The organism is Streptomyces sp. NPDC034103, from assembly GCF_055575395.1.
The window spans coordinates 94,099-119,623 of record NZ_JBVISS010000008.1 but is presented as its reverse complement, the minus strand read 5'-3'; the positions used below and the strand labels follow the sequence as shown (position 1 = coordinate 119,623).

The window sequence follows — 25,525 nt, the reverse complement described above, 5'->3', positions numbered from 1 at the left end:
GGGCCGCCCCGGTGAGAGAAGGTCAGATGGTCAGCCCACCTGCCGACAGTTGATCACTCATGTCGCTCGCCAACCCCTTGCCCGAAGTGTCGGCCGTGGTGAGCAGCTCCTCGAAGGCACGGAGGCGACGGAACGTCTCGGCATACGCCATCTGCTGTTCAAGGGGGAGCTGGAGGACCTGGAGACGCCGGATGTCGACCCTCGACGAGCTCGAGGCGTGGGTGCCTGCCTGGCGTCCGTTGGCCGGCGCGCGCAGACAGCCGGCGAGGAAGTGGGCTTCGAGCTTGTCCGCATCCACGCGCAGGACGTAGAGCTGAGGGCCCAGGGCCATCGCCGGTCCTTCGTGGACCCACGCCTTGAAGGCTCGAGCCACTCCGGCGATCACGACATCACCCTCCTCGGCCACGGCTGGGGCCGAGCCGGTGGGAACCACCCCGCCGGGAGTGCCGTCGTGCAGAAGGTCGGCGATGGTGAGGAGCGGCAGGGCGGCCCCGCGAGCCGTTGCGATCGACTCTGGCGGCTGCTGGCCGGCGCGCAGTGTCAGGGCCCCGGCTTTGACGAGGTCCCCCACCGTCGTAGTGGTCGGTGAGGTCCCGGCCTCGAAGTCGAGTGCGGACAGATGCCGCGCATGATCGGCCAGATCGGCCAGAAACGACCCGAACTCATCCCACTTGCCGGCGAGTTCCTTACGGGAGGGCTCGGCTGTCGCAGCGGTGTAGCGCCCCGGGGTGACGTCCACCTCGTCGTCGAGAAGGTCGAGCAGGGGGACACGCGCGGCGCCCTCCGGCGGCTGCCGGTCCACCTGGTCGAGGGTCGCCATCGCGTCGAGGACGAACGAACCGAGGCCGTTCCAGTCGGGGCTCGGCTCGCGCGTTCCCGGCCTGGCGAAACGTGTGGCGTCCACTAGGAGGGCGTCCTGGCTCGGGGCAGCGGCCGCAGGGTCGTCCGGCGCCGTGCGGAGGATCCACAACTGGAGTGACACGCTGTGCGGTTGGGCGCTACCGGGAGGCAGGGAGACGACCGCGCGGAGAACTCCTGTGCGCAGCAGCGAGCCGCGGATACGGCGGCCCGCTTTGCGTGACGCGACGGCCGGCGGAAGGACGACCACGGCGGCTCCACCCGGCTTGAGGTGGGAGAGCAGGTGCTGCACCCAGGCCAGTTCGGGCTCGGTGCGAGGAGGCAGGCCGTGCGTCCAGCGCTGGTCGGTGGCGAGTTCCTCGTAGCCCCAGTCGCGTTCGTTGAAGGGGGGGTTGCACAGTGCGATGTCGGCTTTCGCTCCGGGGAAGGGGTCGTCCCGCAGCGCGTCGGCGGTGGCGATCCGTGTTCGTATGCCACGGTCCTCCGCGAGGAACTCGAGCCGGCCGGTCGTCAACGCGGCCAGCGCCGGGTCTTTTTCACATGCGAGCACCTCCAACCCTGGGCTGTCGTACTCCCGCGTGGCCGCGGCGGCCAGGTGTCCGGTACCGCACGCCGGATCGAGGAGGGTCAGCCCGTCGTGTGTCGGGCCGAGGCGGACGGCGAGGGCGATCCGGGCCATCAGCGCGGCGAGTTGCGGCGGCGTGGTGCTGAGCTGTCGGACATGGGTGTCCAGCCACCGTTGCAGCAGGAACTCGAAGGTTTCGCGCGGTCCCGCTTCGCGTCCTACCTTCGCCGCCTGGGACACCAGGTCCCGGGCCTGCGCGGAGAGTTCGGGATAAGTGATCCGCGCCCTGGGGGAACGCATCCGGCGAGCCGCCTCGGCGATGGCCAGCCCCGACTCGTTGCGGCTGCCGAGCGCCTCGAAGCGCGGCCAGAGGAGTTCCCGGCCGCCGATGTCCCTGAGCTTGCCGTTGTCCCGCAGCCACTGCTCGACCTCTGCCAGTGAGAACTGCGGACTGACGTCGGTGCCCCCGATCCGGGTGGGGAAGGAGTCGTGGCGGCGCCGCCAGTTGCTCACGGCGGCTCGACCCACGCCGGCGATCCGGGCGATCTCGGCCAGGCTGACGGGGACGGCGTCATGGGCACTCATGGTTCAGTCTCCGAGGTACTTGGCGGCAAGCTGGTCGGCGTTCCCGGCGGCCGTTCATACGGGGCAGGCTACTACCCTCATTGACTTTGTTCACAGCGTGTACGTTCCATCTGGTTGTGTAGTCAGTGTGGAGGTCGGCGAATATGTGGAGTCTCACCCCGGGAATGGTGATCCATGACCGCTATCGGCTGGAGTCGGTACTGGGCCGGGGAGTGATGGGACAGGTGTGGCAGGGGCGCGACCTGCCTCTTGACCGGCCCGTCGCGGTGAAAACCGTCGCCACGCAACTGCTGGCCGTGGCGAGCAGCCGCGACGCTGCACTGACACGGTTCGGCAGGGAGGCGCGGGCCGCCGCGCGTCTCGACCATGCGAACGTCGCCACGGTCTTCGACGCGTCGATCACGGACGACACGTGCTGGCTGGTGATGGAACTGATCGACGGCACCACGCTCGAGTACCTCTTCGATCAACAGGAGGACGGTCGGTTTGACGTCCCCACGGCGACTGCCGTCGCCGCCCAGCTGTGCGCGGGCCTGTCCGCGGTCCACGCGGCCGACCTGGTGCATCGCGACCTCAAGACGCAGAACGTCATGGTCCGCCGCGACGGCGTCGTCAAGATCCTCGACTTCGGCCTGGTCAAACTGCTCAGTGACACCGACCCGCGGCTGACGACGACCGGCGAAGGCGTCGGCAACCTCATCTGCGCCTCTCCCGAGCTGCTGGCCGGCCGGGACCGGCTCGATGGCCGCAGCGACCTGTACGCCGTGGGCTGCCTGCTGCACCACATGCTCACCGGCGCGACGCCCTTCCCCACGGATCAGCCGGCGCTCCTGGCCTCCCACCACCTTGCCTCGCCCCCGCCTGTCGTCGCCGACGCGGGGGTTCGGGTGCCCGGGGATCTTCAGGACCTGATCACGGCCCTGCTCGCCAAGCGGCCGGACGACCGCCCCACCTCGGCGGCCGAGGTCTACGCCGGCCTCGCGCCCCACCTGCCGGAGCCGGCCCCCGGGCTGGCCGTCGAACGGACTCCGCCCGAGGACCCGCGCCGCCCCTTCCTGGTTCCCCAGGGCCCGATGCCCCTGTGAACGCCGGTGTCACCGGGTTCCGTGAGTGAGCTGCGATCGTTGTAGCCCGCACTTTTTCGGTCACATGCGGCCCAGGAGTCTCGTGACCGGTGACAGAATGGCCCGGTCGGCCGGGGTGCCGTGACGCCCCCGGCCGCGGGTGGCGGCGGCGGGCGCGGCAGGCGCCGGAACTGAGGGCGGGGCGCGATGCGGCGGAGCCTTGGGCGGTACGAGCTGACGCACGAGCTCGGCCGGGGCGGGATGGGCGTCGTCTGGGCGGCCCACGACCGCGACCATCATCGCGAGGTCGCCGTCAAGCTCCTCGCCACCCGTGGCCGTGGCTTCGAACTGAGCACGCTGGAGCGGCGGTTCCTGCGCGAGATCCGCCTGACCGGTCGCCTGCGGCATCCGGGCGTCCCCGCCGTCCACGACCACGGCAACCACGAAGGTGAGCTGTATCTGGTCATGGATCTCGTCCCGGGCCGCGCCTTGGACGCCGTCCTCAAGAACGACGGCCCCCTGCGCGTCGAGCAGGCGGCGGATGTGGCCCGCCGCGTGGCCGAGGTGTTGTCCTACGCCCACGGTCAGGGGGTCGTGCATCGCGACTTGAAGCCGTCGAACCTGATGCTGACTCCCGACGGGGAGGTCAAGGTCCTGGACTTCGGGGTTGCCGCGGCTCTGGAGCCCCAGCCCGGCGAGACCCGTTTCACCGCTGCCAACGCCACTCCCGGCACGGTTGTCTACATGGCACCGGAGCAGGCCGTCGGTCTGACCGTGCCCGCGAGCGACCTCTACTCGCTCGGCTGCGTCCTGTACGAACTGCTCAATGGCGCTCCCCCGTTCACGGACGCCAGCCCCTTCATGCTGTACCACCGGCACGCCAACGACCCCGTCCCGCCGCTCGCCGACCGTCGCCCCGGCGTACCGGACGGCCTGCGGACGCTAGTCGAGCGGCTGCTGGAGAAGAAGCCCGAGGACAGGCCCGCCTCCGCTGAGGAGGCGGCCGCTCTGCTCACCGCCTGGGCACCCCGACCGGCTTCTGGCGCCGGGATTACGCTCACTCACCCGCGACTGGCCGAGCTGGCCGCCTTGCGCCGGGCGGGACGTCCGGCCCGAGCTCTGGAGGAGTACCGCGAGCTGTTGGCCGTCCCTGGCCTCGACCGTGCGGGCACGCTCGCCGCCCGGGCCGGAGCCGCTCTGTGCGCGGGGTCGCTCGGCCGCACCCGCGAGGCCCTGGACCAGCTGAAGTCAGTCCTTGCCGAACAGCGCAGCCTGCTCGGGCCCGGCCACCCCGCCGTGCTGGATACCCGCTACGAGATCGCCGTCCTGCTGATCCGCACCGGGGAACGGCACGCCGCCGAGGAGCTGCTGCGCCGCCTGGCCGACGAGGAGGAGACGGTCTTGCCCGAGTCCGACGCCGGGCACGGACGGAGCCGGAAGCTGCTGGAACGACTGCGCCGCATGAGCTGAGGACCGCCAGGGGGTACGAACCGCTGCCTCGATAAATCGTGAACTCTGTTCACAGGCGATGGCGCGTGTTAGCCTGCCGTCACGTCGTTCCGGAGGGGAGACAGCACACGGGACACTGTCTACGGACGACGGCAGGTGAACACCGAGGGGAACAGCGCTCATGACGCCAGCAGCTCAGCGCGAGACCGAGCGGACGGCGGCACAGCCGCTTCCCGAAGAAGGGAACCTCGTCGAGGTGCGCGGCCAGTCCTGGGTGGTGGCCCGCGTCGAGCCGCCCCCGGCCGCGTCCGACGGCGCGGAGAACCGGCGCCCCGCGACGCTGGTCCACCTCCAGTCCGTCGCCGACGGCCGCTTCGGCGACACCCTCTCCGTGATCTGGGAGGTCGAGCCCGGCCGCCGCGTCCTGCCCGCCGGCTCCCTGCCCGACGCCTCCACGGGCTCCTACGACTCCCCGAACCGCCTCGCCGCGTTCCTCGACGCCGTCCGCTGGTCCGCCGTCGCCTCCGCTGACGGCAAAACCCTCCAGGCCCCGTTCCGCTCCGGCGTCGCCGTCGAGCCGTACCAGCTGGAGCCGGTCTCCCGGGCGGTCGGCGCGCCCCGCGTCAACCTCCTCCTCGCCGACGACGTCGGCCTCGGCAAGACCATCGAGGCCGGCCTCGTCGTGCAGGAACTCATGCTGCGCGGCCGGGCTCGCCGCACCATGGTCGTCTGCCCGGCCGGTCTCACCCTCAAGTGGCGCGACGAGATGGCCGAGAAGTTCGGCCTTGAGTTCACCATCGTCGACTCCGAGCACTGCGCCCGCCTGCGCCGCACCCACGGCACCGCCGCCAACCCCTTCCGGGTCCACCCGCTGACCATCGTCTCCCTGCCCTGGCTGCGCGGCCAGAAGGCCCAGCGCCTCCTCGACGAGGTCATCGGCGCCCCCGAGGCGAGCTCCGACGGCGAGCACAAGCGCTTCTTCGACCTGCTCGTCCTCGACGAGGCGCACCACGTCGCGCCCGCCGCGCCCAAGCAGGTGTACGCGGTCGACTCCCAGCAGACCAAGCTGATCCGGCGGCTCGTCCCGCACTTCGAGCACCGTCTCTTCCTCTCCGCCACCCCGCACAACGGCTACCCCGAGTCGTACACGGCGCTCCTGGAACTCCTCGACCCACAGCGCTTCATTCGCGGCCCGCAGGGCCCTGACAAGGAAGCCCTCAAGGACGCCGTCGTACGACGCCTGAAGTCGACGATCACCAACGTGGACGGCACGCCCCGCTTCCGCACCCGCAAGACCCTCGAACTCTCCGTCGACTACACCCCGCAGGAACGCGAGATCCACCACCTGCTCGGCTCCTTCGCCGAGTTGCGGCGCAAGAAGCTGACCCCGACCGCCCGGGGTGGCCGCCGCGCCGCCGACCTGGTGACCCTGCTGCTGAAGAAGCGGCTGTTCTCCTCCCCGGCGGCCTTCCTCCACACCGTCCAGGTCTACCTCTCCCACCTGGAGGACACCGGCCCCGCGCGCGGCCGTACGGCCGCCGCCGAAGTCCCCGAGTGGCTTGAGGAGTTCGCCGACCTCGTCGCCGACCTCGACGACACGGGCCTGGTCGACGCCGAGGACGACGCCCTGACCCGCTCCACCTCGCTCACCCCGGCGGAGGACGGCCAGGAACTGGACCTGCTCCAGGAGATGGAGCGCTGGGCCCTGACCCACGAGGCCGCGCCCGACTCCAAGGCGGAAGCTCTGATCGCCGAGTTGAAGGCCATCTGCCGCCCGGACGGCAAGCATTGGACAAACAACCGGGTCGTGGTCTTCACCGAGTACCGCGACACCCAAAAGTGGCTCCACGACCTCCTCCAGCAGGAGGAACTCACCGACGGGGGCCGCGTCGAGCGCCTGCACGGCGGCCTGTCCGCCGAGGAGCGCGAGCGCATCCGCCTCGGCTTCCAGACCGAGCCGTCCCGCGCGGAGGGCAGGGTCCGCATCCTCCTGGCCACCGACGCCGCCGGCGAGGGCATCGACCTCCAGAACCACTGCCACCGTCTGATCAACTACGACATCCCCTTCAACCCCAACAAGCTCGAACAGCGCATCGGCCGTATCGACCGCTGGGGCCAGAAGCACGACCCGGAGATCACCCACTTCATCGGCTCCGGCTGGCAGCAGGCGCAGGCCGGCTCCTACGAGGCCGACCTGGAGTTCCTCTCCCGGGTCGCCAAGAAGGTCGCGCGCATGGAGCACGACCTCGGCTCCGTCAACGCCGTCCTCGCCGACGCCGTCCAGCGCCGGATGACCGGTGACACCACACCGGTCGACGTCGAGAACGCCAAGCCCAAGCCGATCAAGGGCCGCCGCACGGGCGGCGAGGTCGCCCCGGAGCAGAATGTCACCGCGCAGACGAAGCGGCTCGCCGACCAGTACGACGAGACGGTGAGCGCACTCGGCCTCACCCCGGGCAACGTCAAGCGCGTCGTGGACACCGCGCTGGCGCTGGACAACCAGCCGCCGCTGCTGCCGTCCACCCTCCGGGCGGAGGACTTCGAGCCGGGCGACCTCTTCGAGGTGCAGCCCCTGTCCGGCAGCTGGGAGCGAGCCACCCGCGGCCTCGCGCACAAGCTCCGCGAGGGCGAGCAGCGCCCGCTCACCTTCTCCCCGGCGGTGGCCGCCCAGGGCAGGGACGACGTGGTCCTCGCCCACCTCAAGCACCCGCTCGTCGCCCTCTCCACGCGCCTGCTGACCGCCGCCGTCTGGAACGCGGACCTGATCGACCTGCACCGCGTCACCGCCGTCGTCTCCGGCGACCCGGCGGTGACCACGACCCTGGTCTCCGCCTACGCGCGGTACGTCCTCGTCGGCACCGACGGCACCCGCCTGCACGAGGAAGTGCTGTACTCGGGCGGCTGGTTCGGCGACACCGGCCGCTTCCGCCGCTGGGAGTCGGTGAACGAACAGGGCAGGGTCCTCTCCCAGGCGCTCACCGAGGGCGTCGAGGCGGCCCCGCACCTCCGCAAGGAACTCACCGAGGCCTGGCCGAGGCTCCGCGACCCCCTCTACCGGTCCCTGGAGGCCCGCGCCGGCGAACTCGGCCGCCAGCTGGAGAGCAGGCTCGCCGACCGCCGGGCGGAGGAGGAAAGCCGTATCACCGCGACCCTCGACCGCTTCGAGGCCACCCTGCGCGCCAAGCTCAAGGAGGAGGGCGAAGGGGAGGGCGAACAGCTCGTGCTGCTGTCCACCCACGAGCTGACCGGCCACGAGCGCCGCCAGTTCGAGGACGACCGCCGCCGCTGGCAGGAGCGCCTCGAAGGGCTCCCCGCCGAACGGACACGCGAACTCGCCGCCATCGCCGCCCGATACCGCGAGCCCCGCTCCCACCTCTTCCCCGCCGCCGTCGTCTTCGTGATCCCCGCAAAGGAAGCCCGCCGATGAGCCCCCGCCGCCCCATGAGCGCCGGAGTAGCCGCAGCCAAGGCCCAGGCCGCCGACGGCCGCCGGCAGCACCAGGAGTGGCTCGACCTCACCGAGGTCTCCGGCCCCTTCCTGACCATGCCCGTCCTGCTGCGCGCCTGGCCCCAGCTCGACGCCCTGGAGAAGGACGAACGCGCCCGCCTCCGCGCCCGCCACGCCGACTGGCAGACGGACACGACAGCGGGCCGCGACGAGTGGGTGGCCTACGTGCTCGGCCGCCTGCTGGGCTGGGACGACGCGTTGGCGTTCCGCCAGGGCGACTCCGAGCACCACGGCCTCGACCGCCTCACCCTGCGCGTGGCGGAGCACAACACCGAGGTGCGCCCCGACTTCGCGCTGGTCGAACCGGGCACGGGCCTCGCGGTCGAACCGGACGTGGAGTCGGCCGCCAAGCGCGTACGCCTGCTCGGCATGACGGTCCCGGCCGGTACGGCGCCCACGGCCCGCGTCGGCGGTGGCGGCGACTGGTCCGCGGCCCCCGCCGACCGCCTGGCCCGCCTCCTGCGCCACCACGGCGTCCCGCTCGGTCTGGTCACCGACGGCCGCTGGTGGTGCCTGGTCTGGGCCCCGCTCGGCGGCGTCACGACGACGGCCGTCTTCGACTCCATCGGCTGGAACGAGCGGGCCGAGCGCAACGTCGTCCGCGCGTTCGTGTCCCTGCTGCGCCGCCGCCGTTTCTTCGAGTACGACGACGCCGAGACGCTGGTCGGCCTGCTGAAAGCGAGCGTCGCGGCGGGCGAGGACGTCACCGAGGCGCTGGGCGTGCAGGTCCGCCAGGCCGTCGAACTCCTCGTGGACGCCATAGGGCGCGCGGACGTGCGGGCGGTCGAGCACGGGGCACCGGGCCTGCACGCGTCGGGCGTCAGCGCGGGCGAGGTCTACCGCGGCGCGGTGGCGGTCATGATGCGCGTCGTCTTCCTCCTGTTCGCGGAGGAGCGGGGCCTGCTCCCGGCGGACAACGAGGTGTACGCCCGCTCGTACTCGGCACGCTTCCTGCGCGACGAGCTGAAGGCGCGGGCGGACGAGGAGGGCGAGACGTCGCTGGAGCACACGACGTCCGCGTGGCACCGCCTGATCGCCCTCTTCCACGCCGTGCACGGGGGAGTGGACCACCCTGGTTCGGGCTTCCACCTCCCGGCGTACGACGGCTCGATCTTCGACCCCGACAAGTACCCGTGGCTGGAGCGCACCACCCCGCTGCTCCCCATCGACGACCGTACGGTCCTGCACATGCTCCAGGCGGTCCAGGAGGTCCGCGTCGGCAAGGGCAAGGACCGTGAGGTCCGCACGCTCAGCTTCCGCGCGCTGGACGTCGAGCAGATCGGCTACGTGTACGAGGGCCTGCTGTCGTTCGACGGACGCAGGGCAACTGAGCACATGGTGGGGCTGATCGGCCCCGAGGGTCTGGAACACGAGGTTACCCTGCGAGAGTTGGAGTCGCTGGCGGCGAAAGCCGGCGGCTCCGTGAAGACCCTCGCCACGTCCATCCACGAGAAGTGGAAGGACCCCAAGCCTCCGGCGACGGCGGGCCAGTTGGAGAAGAAGCTGGCGCCGCTCGGCACGGAGGCGGCGGCGGAGGCCCGGCGCCGGCTGAACGCGGTGACGAAGGACCCGGCCCTGACGGAGCGGCTCCTGCCGTTCGTCGGCATCCTCCGCGACGACCTGCGCGGCCTGCCGACGGTCATCCCCAACGGCGCGCTGTACGTCACCGAATCGTCGCTGAGGAAGAACACGGGCACGCACTACACGCCCCGCTTCCTGGCGGAGGAGGTCGTGCTGCACGCGCTGGAGCCGCTGGTGTACGAGCCGGGTCCGCTCCAGACGGCGGACACAGGGGAGTGGCGACTGAAGTCGGCGGACCAGATCCTCGACCTGAAGGTCGCGGACATCGCGATGGGCTCGGCGGCCTTCCTGGTCGCGGCCTGCCGCTACCTGGCGGACCGCCTGATCGAGGCGTGGGAGTCCGAGGGCCGGGCGGACGCGATGGCGTACCGGGCCGGGCGTGCCGTGGAGGCGGTGACGGCGGCGGACGCGGAGCAGGACCCGGTGGTCGTCGAGGCACGACGCCAGATCATCGAGCACTGCCTGTACGGCGTGGACATCAACCCGATGGCTGTGGAGATGGCCAAGCTGTCGCTGTGGCTGGTGTCGATGGACCCGGGGCGGCCGTTCACGTTCCTGGACGACCGGTTGGTGGCGGGGGACTCACTGCTCGGCGTGCACAGCATGGAGCAGATCCAGTCGGTGCACATGAAGCCGGGGCAGCAGACCGACATCCTGGCCGAGCAGGCACGGCAGTTGGTGGACCAGCTCACGCGGGAGCGGTTGGCGATCACGGCCATCAAGGGCGTGGACCTGCCGGCGCTTCAGGAGAAGCGGGAGCGTCTGGAGGAGGTCAACCGGCATTCGCGGCGGCTGCGGTTGGTGGGGGACCTGATCGCGGGGGCGGCACTGGCCACTTGTGCTTCGGGGCGAGTGCCTTGGTACGAGGAGGAGGGCGGGGAACGGGTCCGGGACCTGTTTCCGCGAGCTGCGTGGATCGTGCAGCGGATCATGGAGGACGGGGTCGAGGACGACTCCGAGGTGGTGCGGGCGGCTCGGGCTACGGCGGAGGAGTGGCTGGGGGCAGAGCTTCCGGAGGGGGCGTTGGAGCGGCGGCCGGTGCATTGGCCGTTGGTGTTTCCGGAGGTGTTTTCGCGCGGGGGCGGGTTCGACGCGATTGTGGGTAACCCGCCGTTCTTGGGGGGGAAGAAGCTGACTGGCGCAATGGGTGAATCCTACAGGGAGGTGATGGTCGAGTTTCTTTCTCGCGGCGTCCGTGGCGTAGCTGATCTTGTAGCTTACTTTGAACTGCGAGCACATGATCTTTTGCGTGTAACCGGCCAGTCAGGTCTTATTGCCACCAACACACTTGCGCAGGGTGATACTCGTGAAGTGGGTCTCGATCAACTCGAGAGAGCTGGCGTAGAGATTCGCAAAGCGATCAAGAGTGCACCCTGGCCTTCAAATTCCGCTGCTTTGGAGTACTGTGCAGTGTGGACAAGTAGGGCGCCCTTGGCTGCGGCATCGATCAAAGTTCTGGGTGACTTGCTGGTCCCAAACGGAATTTCTACATCTCTGAATCCTGGTACGCGCGAAGCACCTTGGGTGCAGGCGTTGGTGGCGAATCAGGGAGTTGCGCACATCGGAGCTCTCGTCTTGGGGCTAGGGTTTACGCTTCCTGGCGAAGAAGCTCGTAGTTTGATCGCCCATGATGAATGCTACAGGGACGTTTTGTTCCCTTACCTAAATGGCCAGGACGTCAATCAAGCGCCTGACCATGGAACCAGTCGCTGGATTATTAATTTTCACGACTGGCCCATTGAGGAAGCTGAAAGGTACCCGGCGGTCTATGAGAAAGTGCTTCGTGATGTGAAGCCTGAGCGTGACAAGAATAATCGCAAGGTTTACCGGGAAAGGTGGTGGCAGTTCGCCGAGAAGCAATCATCGATGGTGGCTGCGGTAGCCCCGCTGGAGCAGTGTATCGTTATTGCTCTCGTCAGTAAGGCAGTTATGCCGGTAATGATTCGAACGGGGGCGGTACTTTCTCACAAGCTGGGGGTTTTCCCGTCGCAAGACACTGCACTGCTGGCTCTGTTGAGTAGCGCTGCACATTTTTGGTGGACGGTGGACCGTACCTCGACGCTTGAGACCCGGATTAACTATAGCCCATCTGATGTCGTGGAAACTCTTGTTCTTCCCTCGCTTACGCACCGGCTACGTCTTGTCGGTGACCGTCTTAATTCCTATCGCCGTGAACTTATGCTCGCTCGTCGTATGGGGCTGACCGACACCTATAATCTCGTACATGACCAGGAATGTCGCGATGAGCAGATTAGTGAGCTCCGCAAAATACACGAGGAGATCGACAAAGCTACTATTGAGGCTTACGGCTGGTATGACCTCCTGGACAGCTCGGGGCAGACCCCGCCCGTCCATCCGACGCACGAGACATTCCCCCTTGACCACGGATTCCACGAAACTGACCAGGGCACTCGCTACACCATCGGCCTCCTCGCCCGGACCGAGATCATCGACCGCCTGCGCCAGCTGAACCACCAGGCCTACGCCGACGAGGTTCACCTCGGCCTCCACAAGGGCGTGACTGAAAAGAAGGCGCGGGAGAAGCACCCTGACCTGCCCCCGCCGTCTCCCGAGGCCATCCGGAAGCGCAAGGAGCAGCTTGCCGCGCGAGGTGGGTCGGATTTCGGAGAGGGCGCTGAGGGCGCCCTGTTCTGAGCCGTCGGCATAGCAACGGGCTCGCTCCCGTCACCCCAAGTGACGGGAGCGAGCCCGTTGCTCCGCTCAGAAGCCGTACTCGGCCCTACTCCACCGCGAGCGCCGCGAGCGCCACGAACGCCGCCCACTCGCCCCGGCTGACCCGCAGCACAGGCCCGCCACCCACGACCTTCGAGTCCCGTACATACACGGCGTCCAGGCCGGCAGCCACCTCCACGCAGTTGCCTCCTCCCGAGCCGCTGTAGTTGCTCTTGAACCAGTGCAGACCGTTCACGTTCTCGGGCACCTGCTCCACGCTCATGTCTCTCCCACCAGCCGTTCGATGAGCCGCGCAGACTCGACGCCGTTCAAAGCCTGCGACCGCAGCTTGCCATACCGCAACCCGAAGGCACTGACCTCTGCTGGATCATGGACGACGCACCCGACATCCTGAGACTCGATGTAACCAAGGTGCTTGTGCTCCTTGGTCTCCAGCACCACAAACGGGCCGTTCAGACCGGAGTGGAACCCGCATGCGGCAGGCATGACCTGGACCTCCACGTTCCGCAACGCCCCGACTTTCAAGAGGCGTTGCCATTGTTCGCGCATGACGTCCCTGTCGCCAACCGGATTCCGCAGTGCCTCCTCACCGATGATGAACGACAGCTCTGCGAGCGGCACTCGCGTCAGTAGCTTCTGCCGACTCAGTCGCGCTTCCGTGTGCTGGTCGATGATCTCCTCACCCAGGGGTGGGCAGTGCCCGGCGAACAGAGCCCGTGCGTACCCCTCTGTCTGCAGCAGCCCCGACACCAGCAGTGGCTCATACTCGAACCGGCTCACCGCCTCCGCCTCGAAGAGCGCGAAGTTCCTGAAGAACCTTGGCAGCTTCGCCCGATCCACCTCCCCCTGAAGCGCCTCCAGAACCCCGCCCGCCTCCAGCACCCGTTCCGCCGCCACCGTGAACGCCGCCTTCGCCGGCCGCCGCCCCTGCTCCACCGAGGCGACCTGCTCCAGCGAGTAGCCGATCGCGTCCCCGAGTTGCTGCTGGTTCAGCCCGGCCCGCTTGCGCAGATACTGCAACAGCACCCCGTACGCCGACCACTCACCCGGCGCATCGGGCCCCTCGTCCTTGGTCTTCGCGCCCCGCCCCGTCCGCGTCTCCCGTGCGTCCCGTACCGCCCTCACAGTCCCACGCCCTTCCCATCCCGTTCCGCGCCCCGCCCACGGCCGCGCTCGCCACCGGTCCATGTCCAACGCGACTCGCGGGGACCGGGACACGCGCCGGACCCGTACACCGCCCGTACAAGCCCCGTACAACCCACCCCGCAGCACGCCGCCCAATCCGTACGACAAGGACGACGTACGGCAGTCGTACCTGGTCAGCAGGCCGTCCGCCCCACCACGCTGACACCGTGACCCACCATCAGCTCACCGACGAGGCGGCGCCGCCTCACGCTCCCACCCGCCAACTGACCCTGCGCTTCAGCAGCACGAGACGCGGCGCCCGCCTCGCCCGCCAACTCGCCGTCCAGCAGTTCACCGAGTGGACGGGCCTCCCGTACGACTGCGACCCCGCCCGTACCGTCGCCCTCGTCACCGCCGAGCTGGCCTCGAACGCGGTCCGCCACGGCAGCCTCCCCGGCCGGGACTTCCGCCTGACGCTTCTCCTCCTGCCCGACAGCTTCCGCATCGAGGTCACGGACACCCGGCCCGAGCGCCTGCCACCGTCCGTGACCCCGCAACCCACCGACGAGACCTCGGGCCGCGGACTGCTCCTCGTCCAGGCCTACGCCGACCGTTGGGGATGCACGGTCCGGGACGCGTACACGAAGACGGTCTGGGCGGAGGTACGACATCAACCGCCGAACCTCTCGCCACACCTCGACCGGTCCCCGCCCGGACCGAGGCCGTAGGCCAGGTGCGCGAGACATAGGGACTTACGACACGGGCGGAGACAACGGCGCGACCACCGTGTCCAAGAGCAGGCCCCGGGCCAACGCGGCTGTGACCTCGGTCGCCCGATCCGGGAGATGACGGGCGGCCCAAGTGGTGGCGAGGCGGAGGAAGCCGGCCAGGTCCCGCTCCGCGTCGGCGAGTAGCCGCTGGAGTTCATCGACCGGTAGCTCGATCAAGGGGCTGTTCACCATGTCGGCGTCCACTGTCAGGTGGACGGTGTCGCCACGGAGTTCGGCCAGCGGGGACGGATCGTGGCCGAAGGATGCCCAGCCGTCGCCATCGAGGACGTACCGCCATTCGCCGCGTTCCTCGAGGCCGTTGCAGCAGCCCGGGAGGAGTGTGACGCCGGTGGCTGTGTCAACGATGCGCAAGCCGCCCGGCACATAGACACAATCCGCCGTGAGCAGCCCGTGCAGGAAGGCGCCGATCGGGTCTGCGCACGTTGAAGGCTGGACATCGTCTTCCGGAGCGGTGGCGTTGCGGTCGGCGATGCTCGCGACCGCCGTGCCGACCTCGGCGGCATTGAGCCCACCGTGAAGGGGCAGGAAGCCGTACCGTTCGGCGTCGGCGATCGGCCACAGAGCGAAGTCTGCGGGAGGAGACACTTCAACGACAGGGTGCGACAGGATCACCCGAGAAGTGTGCGGCCCTGCCCTGCCGCACCGCATCCGCTTTCTGAACGCCCTCCCGCGGTGAACAGACGTAGCAGGGCCCCTACGAACCGGACCTCGCTCGTGACGACGACCTCTACGCTCCGGAACACCCGGCTGCGAAGGCGCTGTTGCTCGACATCACGCCAACCCCGCCCCCCTCCAGCCCCGCCGCAGCTTTTACAATTGCTCGGGAGACGAACAGCCAAACTTGGGTGTGCTTGTCACGAAGGCCGTCCCATTCCACTGTGGTGAGCGCGGTGGTACGCCAGGTACTGGCGGTCGACTCTGTGTTCCGGTATCTCTCTGAGTCGGCATGGCGAAGCTCCAGAAGAGTAGTCAGTGACGGTCAATTCATCACTTATGGTCAACATGCCGAAGTCGAAGAGAACGTGATGGTTCGGGCACAGGCAGAGCACGTTGGCTGGGACGTCGGGCCCATCGTGGGGGCGTCCCAAGGCTCGGATGTGTGCTGCTTCTGCGTACGCTCCTGCTGACGTTGCAAGTCGAATCCCGCAAACCTGACACCTGTAGTCGTGCACTCGTTTCACATAGTCCGCAACAGCTGTACTCCGGACTATGCGTTGGGTCGTCTCTTCAGCGCGTGAGGGCGTCTCGTCCCCTTTCGGGGTGTCGGCGGGTGGCGCGGGGGGACCCTCCGTCCCCGCGCTGACTTCGGCGGTCGTGTCTCGGAGGAGGTGAAACTGGTCCCAGCCGGCTTCAGTCAGTGTCCAGACACCACGCGACTCCCGGGCCGGGACCAGAAGACCCGATCGCTCCATCTTCTTTCGCTCAAACCTGGTCCTGTTGTGCCATTTAGGCTCATTGTCCCGCTCTGTTCCTTCATGGTCTTCGGATGAGAGGAGTGTCCCGTAGCGTTGTTCCACGTGCTTGAGTGCGTGAGCGGTTGGTGCACTGCCGCCCAGCTCCGCCAGCGCATTCAACAGCCAGGCCCGAAGGGTGTGTTGAGGGGTCAATCCGGATGTCATGGCCAGAGCATAAGGACTTCTGCCGACGTGGCCAGAGGGGGTACCGGCTGGCCCGCCGGGACAGCAGTGCTCTTGTAGCGAGCCGTTCGGCGCACGGGAGCGGCCATAGATCGGGATGAAACGGGAGCCTTGGGGAAGCCAGCGCCGATGAAGTGAGCGTCAGCGGCCGGCGTAGTGCTCCGCCAGCTTCTCGATCTCCTGGGTCCACAGCAGTACGTCGCCGCCTGGCCGCTTGTACGGTGCGCGCCAAGCCAGCTTGAAGAACCCGCTGGACGGCCAGTCGCTGTCCTTCGGCAGGGGCAGCGGTCCGTCCGGGCATTCTCGGACCGAGGCGTCCTCCAACAGGTAAGGCATGGGGCCCTCGTGGGCGGGGACGTGATGGCCGAGCCGTGTCAGTTCGCTGCTGAGATCACCGTACGGAATGGGCACCGCGCCCTGGCGTGCCCGTGAACGCAGGATCTCGATCACGGCGTCCAGAGCCTGCTCGTACTCCAGCGTGCCCTTCTGTATATGCCCTCCCGGCTTCGGATTCCGGCGACTGTCGAACCTATGCCACCGGCGTGCGAGCGTTGTTCGAATGCGCAAAGCAGGCGTTCACCCCTTGTGAACTGAGTACATGGGTAACATACTGATGGCGATCAACCGTCGCCCGCCCTCTCGGCGGGCAGGCGCCCATGGCCGAGGGGAATGCGTGAACGGGTGGGCGCGGCCAGGCAGCGTGTGCGCTTCCAGTTCCGCAGCGTTGGCACCGGTTGTCGGGCGCCACGACGGGGCAGGCCAGGAAGGCTGGGTCGTGCCCGAGTTGCTGCCAGCCCGACGACGCGCCGGCTCGAACGCGCCCCGAACCATGAGGAACTGGTGTCTGCCCGGACGTCGACTCCACGTCGGCGCAAGGGAAGCGCGCCCTGGCCCTGTCCGGGTCGGCACCTCGCTCTCCCGTCATCGGAAGACGTCGGCCCTGCCCGGCGATCGCCGCGCGCACCCCGACCACCCACCACTGCGAGAAGCGACTTCAGGAGCGGGCGATGGACAACGAGATTCAGCTGATCAGTGACGATGACGGATTGATGGTCATCGGGAACGCGGCGGATGTCGACCGCTTCCTCATCTCGGAGGGACTGGCGTCGTCGAAGGATCTCGGACCGCAATGGCTCAAGTCCGTCTTCGGCGTCGGGGCCGCAATCGCGCAGGCAGGTTCGGAGTTCGCCGCGGACTCCGGTCGCTGGGTGAAGCTGACTCCAAAGTCGGCGCAGCTCGTCAAGAAGTACGGGCTGAGGGAGAGCTCGAAGACCGGTTTCAGCACGGGTGTGGTGAAGGGGCAGAAGGGCCAGATCAGGGGATTCGTGGAGTTCGTGAAGGGACCCCGATCGTTTCTGACCAACCCGGCGGCTCTCGCCAATGCCGCGAAGCTCATGTCGCAGGTTGCGATGCAACAGAGCATGGACGAGATCACCGACTATCTCGCCACGATCGACGCGAAGGTCGACGACGTGTTGCGCGCCCAGAAGGACACTGTGCTGTCCCGCATGATCGGAGTGGGCATCGTCATCGACGAGACCATGACCATCCGCGAGAACAGGGGCAGGGTCGACGAGACCATGTGGTCGAAGGTGCAGGACGCGCCGACGTCGATCGCGGAGACCCAGGTGTACGCCTTGCGTCAACTCGACGCGATCGCGGAAAAGATGGAGCGGCAGTCCAAGATCGGTGATCTCGCCGCGACGGTCAGGGAAGCCGAGTCCCCGGTTCGGGAGTGGCTCGCCGTTCTGGCTCGCTGCTTCCAACTGCAGGACGCGATCGCCGTGCTCGAACTCGACCGGGTGCTGGACGCGTCCCCGGAGGAGCTGGACGGTCATCGCCTCGGACTGAAGGCTGCCCGGGGGGACCGACAGGAACTCATCTCGCGGAGCACCGAGCGTCTGGTGGCGCGGATGGACGCGGTCGCCGGCACGGCCAACGCGAAGGTGCTGCTGCATCCGGCCAAGTCCCCGGCTGCGGTCCAGTCGAGCAACCAAGTCGCGATTGGCGTCCATGACTTCCACGAGCGGCTCGGGATCGAGTCCGGTCGCCGGTCGTCGGAGGCGAGACGATGGGTGGACGCGGCCGCGGAGGTGAGGGACAAGGCGCTCGAGACAGGAGCGAAGGGCGTCGATGCCGCCAGAAGCCTCGGCTACGGGACCCTCGACCGGGCCAGCTCGGTCAGGGGCAAGCTCTCCAGCGGTATCGCCGAGCGAGCGCGTCGTCGGCGCGGGGACGGGGAGGGACACGGCGAGGAAGGCTGAGTGAGCGAACCACGCGGAGTTGCCCCATGTCCCGATACCGCGGCATCCGCCGGCACCGCACTCATCGTCGCCGCCGCGCTCACCGTAGGCGGCTGCGGGAGCGGCCTCCGACCCTCCGCCCCGCGTACCTCGGCGGCTTCGGGGGACGTTACCGGGGATTCGGCGCCGGAGGCCGAGTCGGACTCTGACTTCCGTACGGCGACGATGAAGGGCCTGACGGACGGGCTGGGTAAGGACGCCGAGCCCTGGGCGTCCGCCATGTACTACTACGACGGAGCGACCGAGGACGGAGCCGTGGGTGACTACACAGGCGAGGTCAAGCAGATCTCGCTCTCCATGGGCGTCAACGAAACAGTCGCATCAGGCGAGTTGACCTGGTGACACGCACGGTGCCGAAATCCCGTCGAGTTCCGCCCGGGCCGCGCCTACCCTGCTGACATGGCCCACGCGAAGACCTCCTACGTCTGCCTGCCCTGCCGGGCCTCGTGCAAGCAGCCCTACGACAGGGACAGGGAGCGGATCTGCCCCCGTTGCGCGCAGCTGCTGATCCACGTGGGCTCCGCCTTCGCCGCACCCCGCCGCCGGGACGCCGCCGCCTGGCGGACGCTGTCCGTGCTGCTGCACGCCGGCGTCCGCTTCCACAAGAGCTGTTGCGGCGGGCCCGGTTACCGTCCCCGCACCCTGAGCGAGGTCCGCGAGCGGATGACGTTCGCCCGGCGCAGCGGCGAGCCCTTCGCCAGGGCACTCGTACAGCACGAGGTGCCCGCATCCCCGCCGCGCGTTTGAGGCGAGCGGTCGCGGACGGGGTCGAATCCGGCTTGCACAGAGGCTAGTTCTCCAACCGGACCGGCATCAGGAGCGAGAAGGTGCCCTCGTCGTCGGGCCGGCGGATCGCGAGGGGCGCCGTGGGCGCGCCCAGTTCCAGGATCAGCTCGTCCCGGGCCCCGGCGGTGAGCGCGTGCAGCAGGAACTCGCGGTTGACGGCCACGTTGTCCTGGTCGTCGTCACCGTCGTCGCAGACGATCGCGGACCCGGCCTCCGTCACCCTGAGCACACTGAGGTCGTACGGCTCGCCGTCCTGCTCACGTGTCTCGCTCACGCGGACGGGGCCGGTCTCCAGGGCCTCCTGGAAGGCCGCCGTATCGACGTGAACGCGGCGGCCGGACGGGAGGTGGACGAGGCGACGGTAGTCGGGGAACTCGGGGCCGAGGCTCTGGCCGGATGTCTGCCGGTCGCCGGTCTCCAGCGTGACGCGGTCACCGTCCACCGCGAGCTGGGCGGGCTCCTCGCCAGTCAGCAGCGCCCGCATCGCATCGGCGAGTGGAAGGGGCACGACCACCTGCGTACGAGGCCCGCCGTGCCCGGTCGTGCGTGTTCGCGCGACAGCCATCCGGTAGCGATCGGTGGCCACCAGGTGGAGTTCCTCTCCCTCGACGTCGAACAGGATCCCGCCGAGCATCGGCAACTCCGCATCGGTACCGGCCGCGAAACGGACCGCGTCAAGTGCGGCGGCCAGCTCCGGCGCGGGGACGGACAACCGGGCGGTGGCGGTCTGGAGCGAGGTCATGGGGTCTGTCTCCCTGTGGTCGAGTAGAGCTCGGAGCGTGGAGAACTCGCTGCGGGCGTCGGACAGCCCCAGCTCGAGACGGCGCAGGTGCGCCTGAAGGAGACCGCGCACCAGGTCCGTGTCCGCGCCGGCCCAGCCGGCCAGCACGAGCCGGATGTCAGCCAGCGGCATGCCCGCCCGGCGCAGTCGGGCCAGTAACCTGGCCTCTTCCAGCTGCTCGGGCTCGTACCAGCGGTAGCCGCTGACCGGGTCCACCCAGGCGGGGACCAGCACTCCGGCACGGTCGTAGAACCGCAGCGCGCTCACGCTCAGTCCGCCGTCCCGGGCCATTTCCCCGATGCTGCGCATGTCGTTCTCCACACCAGGGACTCTGGGCTCTCGACAAGGTTGAGGGTCAACCCCGACCACGGTGGGATCCGTCCCATGGCCGGTCAGTATCGACCGGCCTGAGAGGACAGTACCGGCACGGTGTTCGAATCCGCGCACATGCATGTCTCGCAGATGGGTCCGTGTCAGCTGGGAAGCCGGTCAGATCCCGGAGAAGTCGGGTGCCCAGGTGAGTCGTAGGCCGACACCGTCGGCCAGCGCGGTCCAACGGACCGCAGACGGGCGTTCCTCCAGCACCAGGACCGGATGTATGACCGTGTTCGGGTGCGCGCTCCGGAGCTGGTGGGCGTAGTCGAGGATCTGCCCGATGCCCAGGCGGATCTGCTGGTCCTCGCGCGCCCCGGTGAGGCTTTTCACCTCGGCGACGAAGATGTCTTCACCGCGTGACCACCCGGCGTCGAATGCCGGAGCGCCGGAGGCGTACGTACATGCCTCGATGCCCTCGTGGGACAGGCGCGCGATGAGCGCTCCGACCGTCGCCTCGTGCACCGCCGTCGCCTCGTCGAGACGGTTGAGGTCAAGTGTGAGATCACAGGAGGCACGCTGGCCGGTCCTCCGTACGAGGAGAGGGCCACCGAGAATCTGTGCCTCGGTTGAAGTGGCCGCGACGGGACGAACGCGTCCCGTGCCTGCTCTTCTCAGCTTCAGGCACGGCGCGGGCCGTCCCTTGAGCAGTTTCGAGAAGCCGTCTCCGTCGACGACGCAGACGTGCCGTCCCCGGTTGCGCTCGGCCTCGGCGTCCACGAGCGTGCTGCTGTAGGTGCGACGGTCGTCGGTCACGACCTTGGTGGCCAGATCGCCATAGACGACAAGGGTGACCTTCTGCGAGAAGTCGGCCTTGGAAATGGCGTCCCGCTGCCTGGCTCTCTCGGCGCAGCGCGACCTGACCGTCCATTCGCCATCGACGAGAACACGACCCGTGAAACAGATCGTCTGGCCATTGAGCCTGTGAACAGTTCCTCGGCACGTTCGCCCCGGCACAGGTGGCCTCCCTCAGTCGTCGGCCGGCGACAGCCAGCCAATGTGCTGCAGAACAGGCACGATCCGGAAGCGGACGAAGGCGACCACCGGTGTCTCGTCATCCGCGGCGGGAAAGAACAAGGCGTGCTGTAGGGGCTTTTCGTCCTGTGGGTCGTCCAGGTCCACGGGAGGCAGATCCGGTCGGTCGAACGCGGACTCCAACCTGACACCCTCCCGAGCGGTCAAGTCTCTGAGATGGCGCAGCCCCATGACGTTGGCGATGTTCACCGTGGAGAGGGACTTCTTGATCCGCGGCCTGCCATGCGTGTCGACGTAGGTGGGGAACACCATGATGCGCAGTTCCCCGTGCCTTTCGGACGCGCATATCCCAGAGCGCAGTCTGTTGTGCAGATTGGAGAGGGCCGCCGGCATCTCGGGGACGACCGTGGGCTTGTGGAGCACCAGGTCACGCTCGCCGTTCACCCAGTGGTTGTCGTGCACCGTCAGCGAGGGCTGTCCGGGGAGGAGCAGCTCCCACTCGACGGCGCGCGCCCTGGACATTTCTCCGGAACATGTCGTTCCGCTCTTCTCGATCCCCCTTCCGCCCTTCCGGGTCAGAGTGAGGTCGTTCAATAACCGCACAAGTAATGCCTCCTTCGCAAATTCCTGCCATGCCTTCAGCCCCGCCGCGCCAGATCCAGCGCCGCCACCCCCACGAACCAGTCCAGCACCTCGCAGATCTCGTCACCGTGCTCCGCGAAGACACTGACCGGGAAGGACGGACGCAGCTCCAGCTTCGCCTCGGGCAGGTCGATGCCGTCGATCTTGTTCAGGCGGTTCAGGAGTTCCCGGCGCTGCTCCGTGTCGTCGAAGGGGCTGCGGCTCTTCAGGTACTGCAAGACCACCTCGACCGTTCCGCTGACGGGGTAGATCCCGACCGGCCACATCAGGTGCGGCCGACGGGTCCCGAGGTCCAGCATGGGGAAGCAGCTCGTTTCCTCGTGCCGGCCGTACGTCACATGGCCGCCCTGGCGGCGCCAGAAGTCGAGGACCGCCACGACTCCGTCGTACGCGGCAGGCCAGTTCTCCCGCAACTGCGCACGGAACCGCTCGGCCGCCGCCGCGTCCTCCCCCTCGGGGAGCGGGTCGTGCGTGGCGGGCTGCGCCACGTCCCTGCCCAGCAGGGTGGCCAGCTCGGCGGCGGACAGGCGCTGAGAAGGATGGGCCCGCCCGAGAGAGTCGAAGCGCACTCCCTCGCTCGCCAGCAGCTCCTGCGGCGGCGGCCGGTCACTGCCGTCCGCCCAGCGGAACTGCGGGGAGACCCTGCCCTCCACGGTGAGCACCCGATAGGCGCCGATCACGCTCGTGTTGGCGCCCAAGTAGGCCCCGACGGGCACCGGGTGGCTGCCGATCAGCTCGGCTACATCGCCGTACGTCGTCCAGGTGCCGCTCGGCATCGCCACCAGAGCGGCCCGCAGCTCGACCCAGCCCGGCGATTCCTCGCCGGTCGGCTTGACCCCGCCGATCGGGCCGGGCCACAGTCCCACGGCGCGGTCGGCCAGACGGTCGGCACGTTCCAGGATCTGCGCCTTGCCCCAGCGCTGTGCCGAGGAGATCTCAAGGTTCATGCGTAGGGCACTGGAGTCGAGGATCTGCTGCTTGCGCTCGAAAGGGTGGTTCGAGAGCTTGGCGTTGTCACCGGTCAGCGTCAGGTTGCCGAGCGTGTGCACCAGCAGGTCGTGCAGCTCCTGCGGAGTCTGGTTCGGCTCCGTCTCCTCGGCGAGCAGGTCGAACCACGCGGAAGCGGGGCGTTGCGGCAGGACGTGCTCCACGCTGAGGGACGCCTTGGCGAAGTCCACGGGCTCGGAGGCGCGGTAGCTCTCCTCCAAGCGGCGCAGGATGTAGCTGCGCTGTGGAGGGCGCCCGGCCCAGTAGAACGGCTTTGTGCGGACCGCCTCGCGCAGTTCCTCGTCGCTCGGCCAGCGCCGCCGTCGGCCGGACAGGAACCGCCTCACCGCCTCGGCGGCCGGCCGGTCGGTCTCGAGCTCCTTCGGCGCTTCCATGAAGATGCGGTTGAGGTTGGTGGTCGGCGTCTGACAGATCAGGCGTCGCACCAGATACGACTCGACGTAGCCCAGCGCCTGGGCGGCGTCGTCCGGAGTCGTCCCCCCGGCGTCGAGAAGGTCCAGCAGGTGCAGCGTGAGCGGGTAGTGGGTCTGGCCACCCCAGGCGGCCAGACGTTCCAGGACCGCCCGAAGGGCGGGAGACTGCTCACGCGCGGGGTCGATGATCCGCATGAATCGCCTGGCCCGCTGGGCGAGTTGCTCGATCTCGCGCTGCAGCGCGTCCTCGTCCCCGGCCAGCGGATGGAGCCGTTTCTGCTGCTCGCGGTAGATCTCACTCTGCTTGGTCTTGTAGTGGCCGCGTACCACCAGGTCGAGCCATACCAGGAGTTCGAGGTTCTTCGGGCCGAGGCTCTGCTGCATGGGCAGCCACAGTTCCTGGTAGATCCGCTCGCCTCGCTTGGGCAGCAGCATGAACACGTAGTTGCGCAACAGGTCGCTCTGACTGAGCCCGACGCCCGTGTTGTTGATCGACTCGAAGATCCGGTACACGTTGTCACCCGGCTCGGCGGTGATCTCCACGATGGAGAGCAGGTCCTTGAGCGCCGTCTCGATCGTGGCGGCCCACCGCGCGTCGCCCGCCTCGTGGCCCTCGGTGAGCGCACCGCGGAAGAACCGGTAGGCCGCCCCGACGTTGTCACCTCCGCCGGCGTCCGCGCGGGACTGGACGCAGGCGGCGTACGCGTCCCGGTCCGCCTGCGTGGGCAGCAACCGGTAGTGGTCCGCGCCCTCGTGGAACTCGTTGACCAGTATCTGGCGGTGCACCCTGTCCACCCCGCGCGCGTCACCCGTCTCCTTGAGGTGGTCGCGCAGCGCGGTGAACGCCAGCATCAGCGTGGTCAACCGTTGTTGCCCGTCCACCACCAGCCACCTCTGCACCCCGCCCGCCTGGATCTGACCGGGTGCGAGCACCACGGAGCCCAGGAAGTGCGGCGCGGTCGGCTCGCCGGCCAGGTGCTGGTCGACGAGTTCCCCGATGTCCTCCCACAGCCGCTGAAGCTGCTCCCTGCCCCAGCTGTACGTGCGCTGATAGAGCGGCACCTGGAACTGCTTGTCACCTTGGACGAGCTTCAGGAAGGTGATTTCCTGGGCGCGCATGCGCCTCCCTTTCCTACGGCACCTTGAGGGGTGTACAGGCCGAGCCCGTTCATGTCCGATGTCTCACGGCCCAGCGGCAGTTGTCCGTTGAATCTATGCTTTGTCAGGTGTCGCTGTCTGCCGATACGAGGGACGAACGGCTGGAGATGCGCGGCATCGTCTCGTTGGGGGAGCGGCGCAGCAGCTTGATGGTGCGGCCCTCGACCCAGGCGTTCCACGCCTTGAGGTAGTAGAGCAGGTGCTCGCGTGAGTCGTCGCGGCGTCGGTGCGCGTTGCCCAGGGCCAGGTTGAGCATGGTGTTGCGCAGCGTCAGACGCGGGTCGCCCGGTCCCAGGTGGGCGCCGGTCACGACTCCTGCCTCCCAGGCGGTCTGGTCGATGTCGGGCCGGGCCTCGCTGGTGACGTACCAGCCGATCGTCGCGGCCGTGACGGTGATACGGCACCCCCGGTTCAGCGCGATGCCGTGGTGCAGGGCGTCGCGGACACCGGGGTGTTCGCCGAGCAGGTTCAGGAGCTGGTCGTTGCTCGTGACCGATGATCCGCCGCTCCAAGCGGAGTTGGGGGCATTGCGGTACAGGTGCAGTCCGCGCAGGGCCGCCGCCAAGTGCGTCGCGTTGGCCTCCCCGGCGAGGGCCAACGCGTCCCGGCCGGTGCGCTTGCGGCCCGTGTCCATCACGGTGAACGCGGTGCGCGGCACGCCGTGCGTGACGGTCAACGGCACGGTGAGGCCCGCCTTGACGATGGCGGCCAGGCGGTGCTGTCCGTCGATGAGAACGTCGTCCTCGTCGAAGGCGATGCCCTGGTGCGTCAGCTGCCATTCCCCGCGCTGGATCTGACCGGCCAACTGCTGCACCGTGCTCTTGCTGAGCGGCCGGTTACTGGTGTTGCGGGTGAGCCACTGCGTCGCCAACTGGGGCGACACGTCTACCACTTGCATATGCATGGCACTTCTGCCTTCCTCTGGGGTGACGCAGACGAAGCCTGTCGCGTTTTGTGAACTAAGTCAACGCCGATAGCGCAAGAGTGTCGGTCTCGAAGGTAAATGCGAGGTCGATCGGTGTCGTCGGTGTGCTCGTCAGGAGCCGATCCGTGCCGGACGGGGGTCGTGGCGGGGTGGATGTCCGGGTTTGCTGATACGCTCGCGATGTGTGCTCAGTTCACACTCGAGTCCGTGTGCCGGGGGGCGCCTTGTGATCGGACTCTTGGTGGTCAGGGCGGGATGACCGGACGGGCCACCGGATGGCCCTCAGGAGCAGTGGTGGGGTGGGCG

At 68.4% G+C, this 25,525-nt stretch carries 19 protein-coding genes; 8 read left to right on the top strand and 11 right to left on the bottom strand.

What is annotated here, in order from left to right:
- Positions 1–22: 22 nt before the first annotated feature.
- Complete coding sequence (locus ACZ56U_RS19015) at positions 23–2,008, bottom strand: N-6 DNA methylase (protein ID WP_469085156.1); 1,986 nt, start codon at positions 2,006–2,008, stop codon at positions 23–25.
- A gap of 164 nt (positions 2,009–2,172) precedes the next feature.
- Here ACZ56U_RS19015 and ACZ56U_RS19010 point away from each other — a divergent pair, with 164 nt between their 5' ends.
- From ACZ56U_RS19010 to ACZ56U_RS18995, 4 genes are all read left to right on the top strand, one after another.
- Positions 2,173–3,093, top strand: a complete 921-nt coding sequence (locus tag ACZ56U_RS19010; RefSeq protein ID WP_469085155.1) for a serine/threonine-protein kinase — start codon at positions 2,173–2,175, stop codon at positions 3,091–3,093.
- Between the two features lie 186 nt (positions 3,094–3,279).
- Positions 3,280–4,542 carry a serine/threonine-protein kinase gene (locus tag ACZ56U_RS19005; protein ID WP_469085154.1) on the top strand — a complete coding sequence of 421 codons (1,263 nt, stop codon included), beginning with the start codon at positions 3,280–3,282 and terminating at the stop codon, positions 4,540–4,542.
- Positions 4,543–4,702: 160 nt separating this feature from the next.
- Positions 4,703–7,948, top strand: coding sequence for a DISARM system SNF2-like helicase DrmD (gene drmD / locus ACZ56U_RS19000; protein ID WP_469085153.1), 3,246 nt, complete (start codon positions 4,703–4,705; stop codon positions 7,946–7,948).
- Entirely contained in the window at positions 7,945–12,264 is a 4,320-nt protein-coding gene (locus ACZ56U_RS18995) for an Eco57I restriction-modification methylase domain-containing protein (protein ID WP_469085152.1), read from the top strand. Before drmD ends, ACZ56U_RS18995 begins: the two co-directional genes overlap by 4 nt.
- 85 nt (positions 12,265–12,349) lie before the next feature.
- Here ACZ56U_RS18995 and ACZ56U_RS18990 read toward each other — a convergent pair whose 3' ends face one another.
- Together ACZ56U_RS18990 and ACZ56U_RS18985 are read right to left on the bottom strand one after the other, a co-directional pair.
- Positions 12,350–12,565 carry a DUF397 domain-containing protein gene (locus ACZ56U_RS18990; protein ID WP_469085151.1) on the bottom strand — a complete coding sequence of 72 codons (216 nt, stop codon included), beginning with the start codon at positions 12,563–12,565 and terminating at the stop codon, positions 12,350–12,352.
- Positions 12,562–13,428, bottom strand: coding sequence for a helix-turn-helix domain-containing protein (locus ACZ56U_RS18985; protein ID WP_469085150.1), 867 nt, complete (start codon positions 13,426–13,428; stop codon positions 12,562–12,564). The genes ACZ56U_RS18990 and ACZ56U_RS18985 overlap by 4 nt, the downstream gene beginning before the upstream one ends.
- 227 nt (positions 13,429–13,655) lie before the next feature.
- On the opposite strand from ACZ56U_RS18985, the gene ACZ56U_RS18980 reads away from it, so the two are divergent.
- The gene (locus ACZ56U_RS18980) at positions 13,656–14,156 is read left to right on the top strand and encodes an ATP-binding protein (protein WP_469085149.1); all 501 of its coding nucleotides are present in this window, start codon (positions 13,656–13,658) and stop codon (positions 14,154–14,156) included.
- A 24-nt stretch (positions 14,157–14,180) separates the two neighbouring features.
- Here ACZ56U_RS18980 and ACZ56U_RS18975 read toward each other — a convergent pair whose 3' ends face one another.
- The 3 genes from ACZ56U_RS18975 to ACZ56U_RS18965 all read right to left on the bottom strand — a co-directional run bounded on the left by ACZ56U_RS18975 (position 14,181) and on the right by ACZ56U_RS18965 (position 16,306).
- Entirely contained in the window at positions 14,181–14,831 is a 651-nt protein-coding gene (locus tag ACZ56U_RS18975; protein ID WP_469085148.1) for a hypothetical protein, read from the bottom strand.
- A 242-nt stretch (positions 14,832–15,073) separates the two neighbouring features.
- Complete coding sequence (locus ACZ56U_RS18970; RefSeq protein WP_469085147.1) at positions 15,074–15,838, bottom strand: HNH endonuclease; 765 nt, start codon at positions 15,836–15,838, stop codon at positions 15,074–15,076.
- A 159-nt stretch (positions 15,839–15,997) separates the two neighbouring features.
- A complete protein-coding gene (locus ACZ56U_RS18965) occupies positions 15,998–16,306 on the bottom strand; it encodes a hypothetical protein (protein WP_469085146.1) in 309 nt (102 codons plus the stop codon).
- Positions 16,307–16,863: 557 nt separating this feature from the next.
- Here ACZ56U_RS18965 and ACZ56U_RS18960 point away from each other — a divergent pair.
- The 3 genes from ACZ56U_RS18960 to ACZ56U_RS18950 all read left to right on the top strand — a co-directional run bounded on the left by ACZ56U_RS18960 (position 16,864) and on the right by ACZ56U_RS18950 (position 18,906).
- Complete coding sequence (locus tag ACZ56U_RS18960) at positions 16,864–18,120, top strand: hypothetical protein (protein WP_469085145.1); 1,257 nt, start codon at positions 16,864–16,866, stop codon at positions 18,118–18,120.
- Between the two features lie 204 nt (positions 18,121–18,324).
- Positions 18,325–18,501 carry a hypothetical protein gene (locus ACZ56U_RS18955; RefSeq protein ID WP_469085144.1) on the top strand — a complete coding sequence of 59 codons (177 nt, stop codon included), beginning with the start codon at positions 18,325–18,327 and terminating at the stop codon, positions 18,499–18,501.
- Between the two features lie 57 nt (positions 18,502–18,558).
- Positions 18,559–18,906, top strand: a complete 348-nt coding sequence (locus ACZ56U_RS18950) for a deoxyxylulose-5-phosphate synthase (protein ID WP_469085143.1) — start codon at positions 18,559–18,561, stop codon at positions 18,904–18,906.
- 43 nt (positions 18,907–18,949) lie between these two features.
- On the opposite strand, the gene ACZ56U_RS18945 is transcribed toward ACZ56U_RS18950, so the two are convergent.
- The 5 genes from ACZ56U_RS18945 to ACZ56U_RS18925 form a co-directional block, all read right to left on the bottom strand.
- The gene (locus tag ACZ56U_RS18945; RefSeq protein ID WP_469085142.1) at positions 18,950–20,035 is read right to left on the bottom strand and encodes a DNA polymerase III subunit beta family protein; all 1,086 of its coding nucleotides are present in this window, start codon (positions 20,033–20,035) and stop codon (positions 18,950–18,952) included.
- Positions 20,036–20,215: 180 nt separating this feature from the next.
- Positions 20,216–21,055 (bottom strand): hypothetical protein, encoded by an 840-nt coding sequence (locus tag ACZ56U_RS18940; protein ID WP_469085141.1) that lies wholly within the window; start codon positions 21,053–21,055, stop codon positions 20,216–20,218.
- 12 nt (positions 21,056–21,067) lie between these two features.
- Positions 21,068–21,676, bottom strand: a complete 609-nt coding sequence (locus ACZ56U_RS18935; RefSeq protein WP_469085140.1) for a hypothetical protein — start codon at positions 21,674–21,676, stop codon at positions 21,068–21,070.
- A gap of 35 nt (positions 21,677–21,711) precedes the next feature.
- Positions 21,712–24,255 carry a GmrSD restriction endonuclease domain-containing protein gene (locus ACZ56U_RS18930; protein WP_469085139.1) on the bottom strand — a complete coding sequence of 848 codons (2,544 nt, stop codon included), beginning with the start codon at positions 24,253–24,255 and terminating at the stop codon, positions 21,712–21,714.
- Between the two features lie 103 nt (positions 24,256–24,358).
- On the bottom strand, positions 24,359–25,198 hold the full coding sequence (locus ACZ56U_RS18925) for a hypothetical protein (protein ID WP_469085138.1): 840 nt from the start codon (positions 25,196–25,198) through the stop codon (positions 24,359–24,361).
- Between the last annotated feature and the right edge of the window lie 327 nt (positions 25,199–25,525).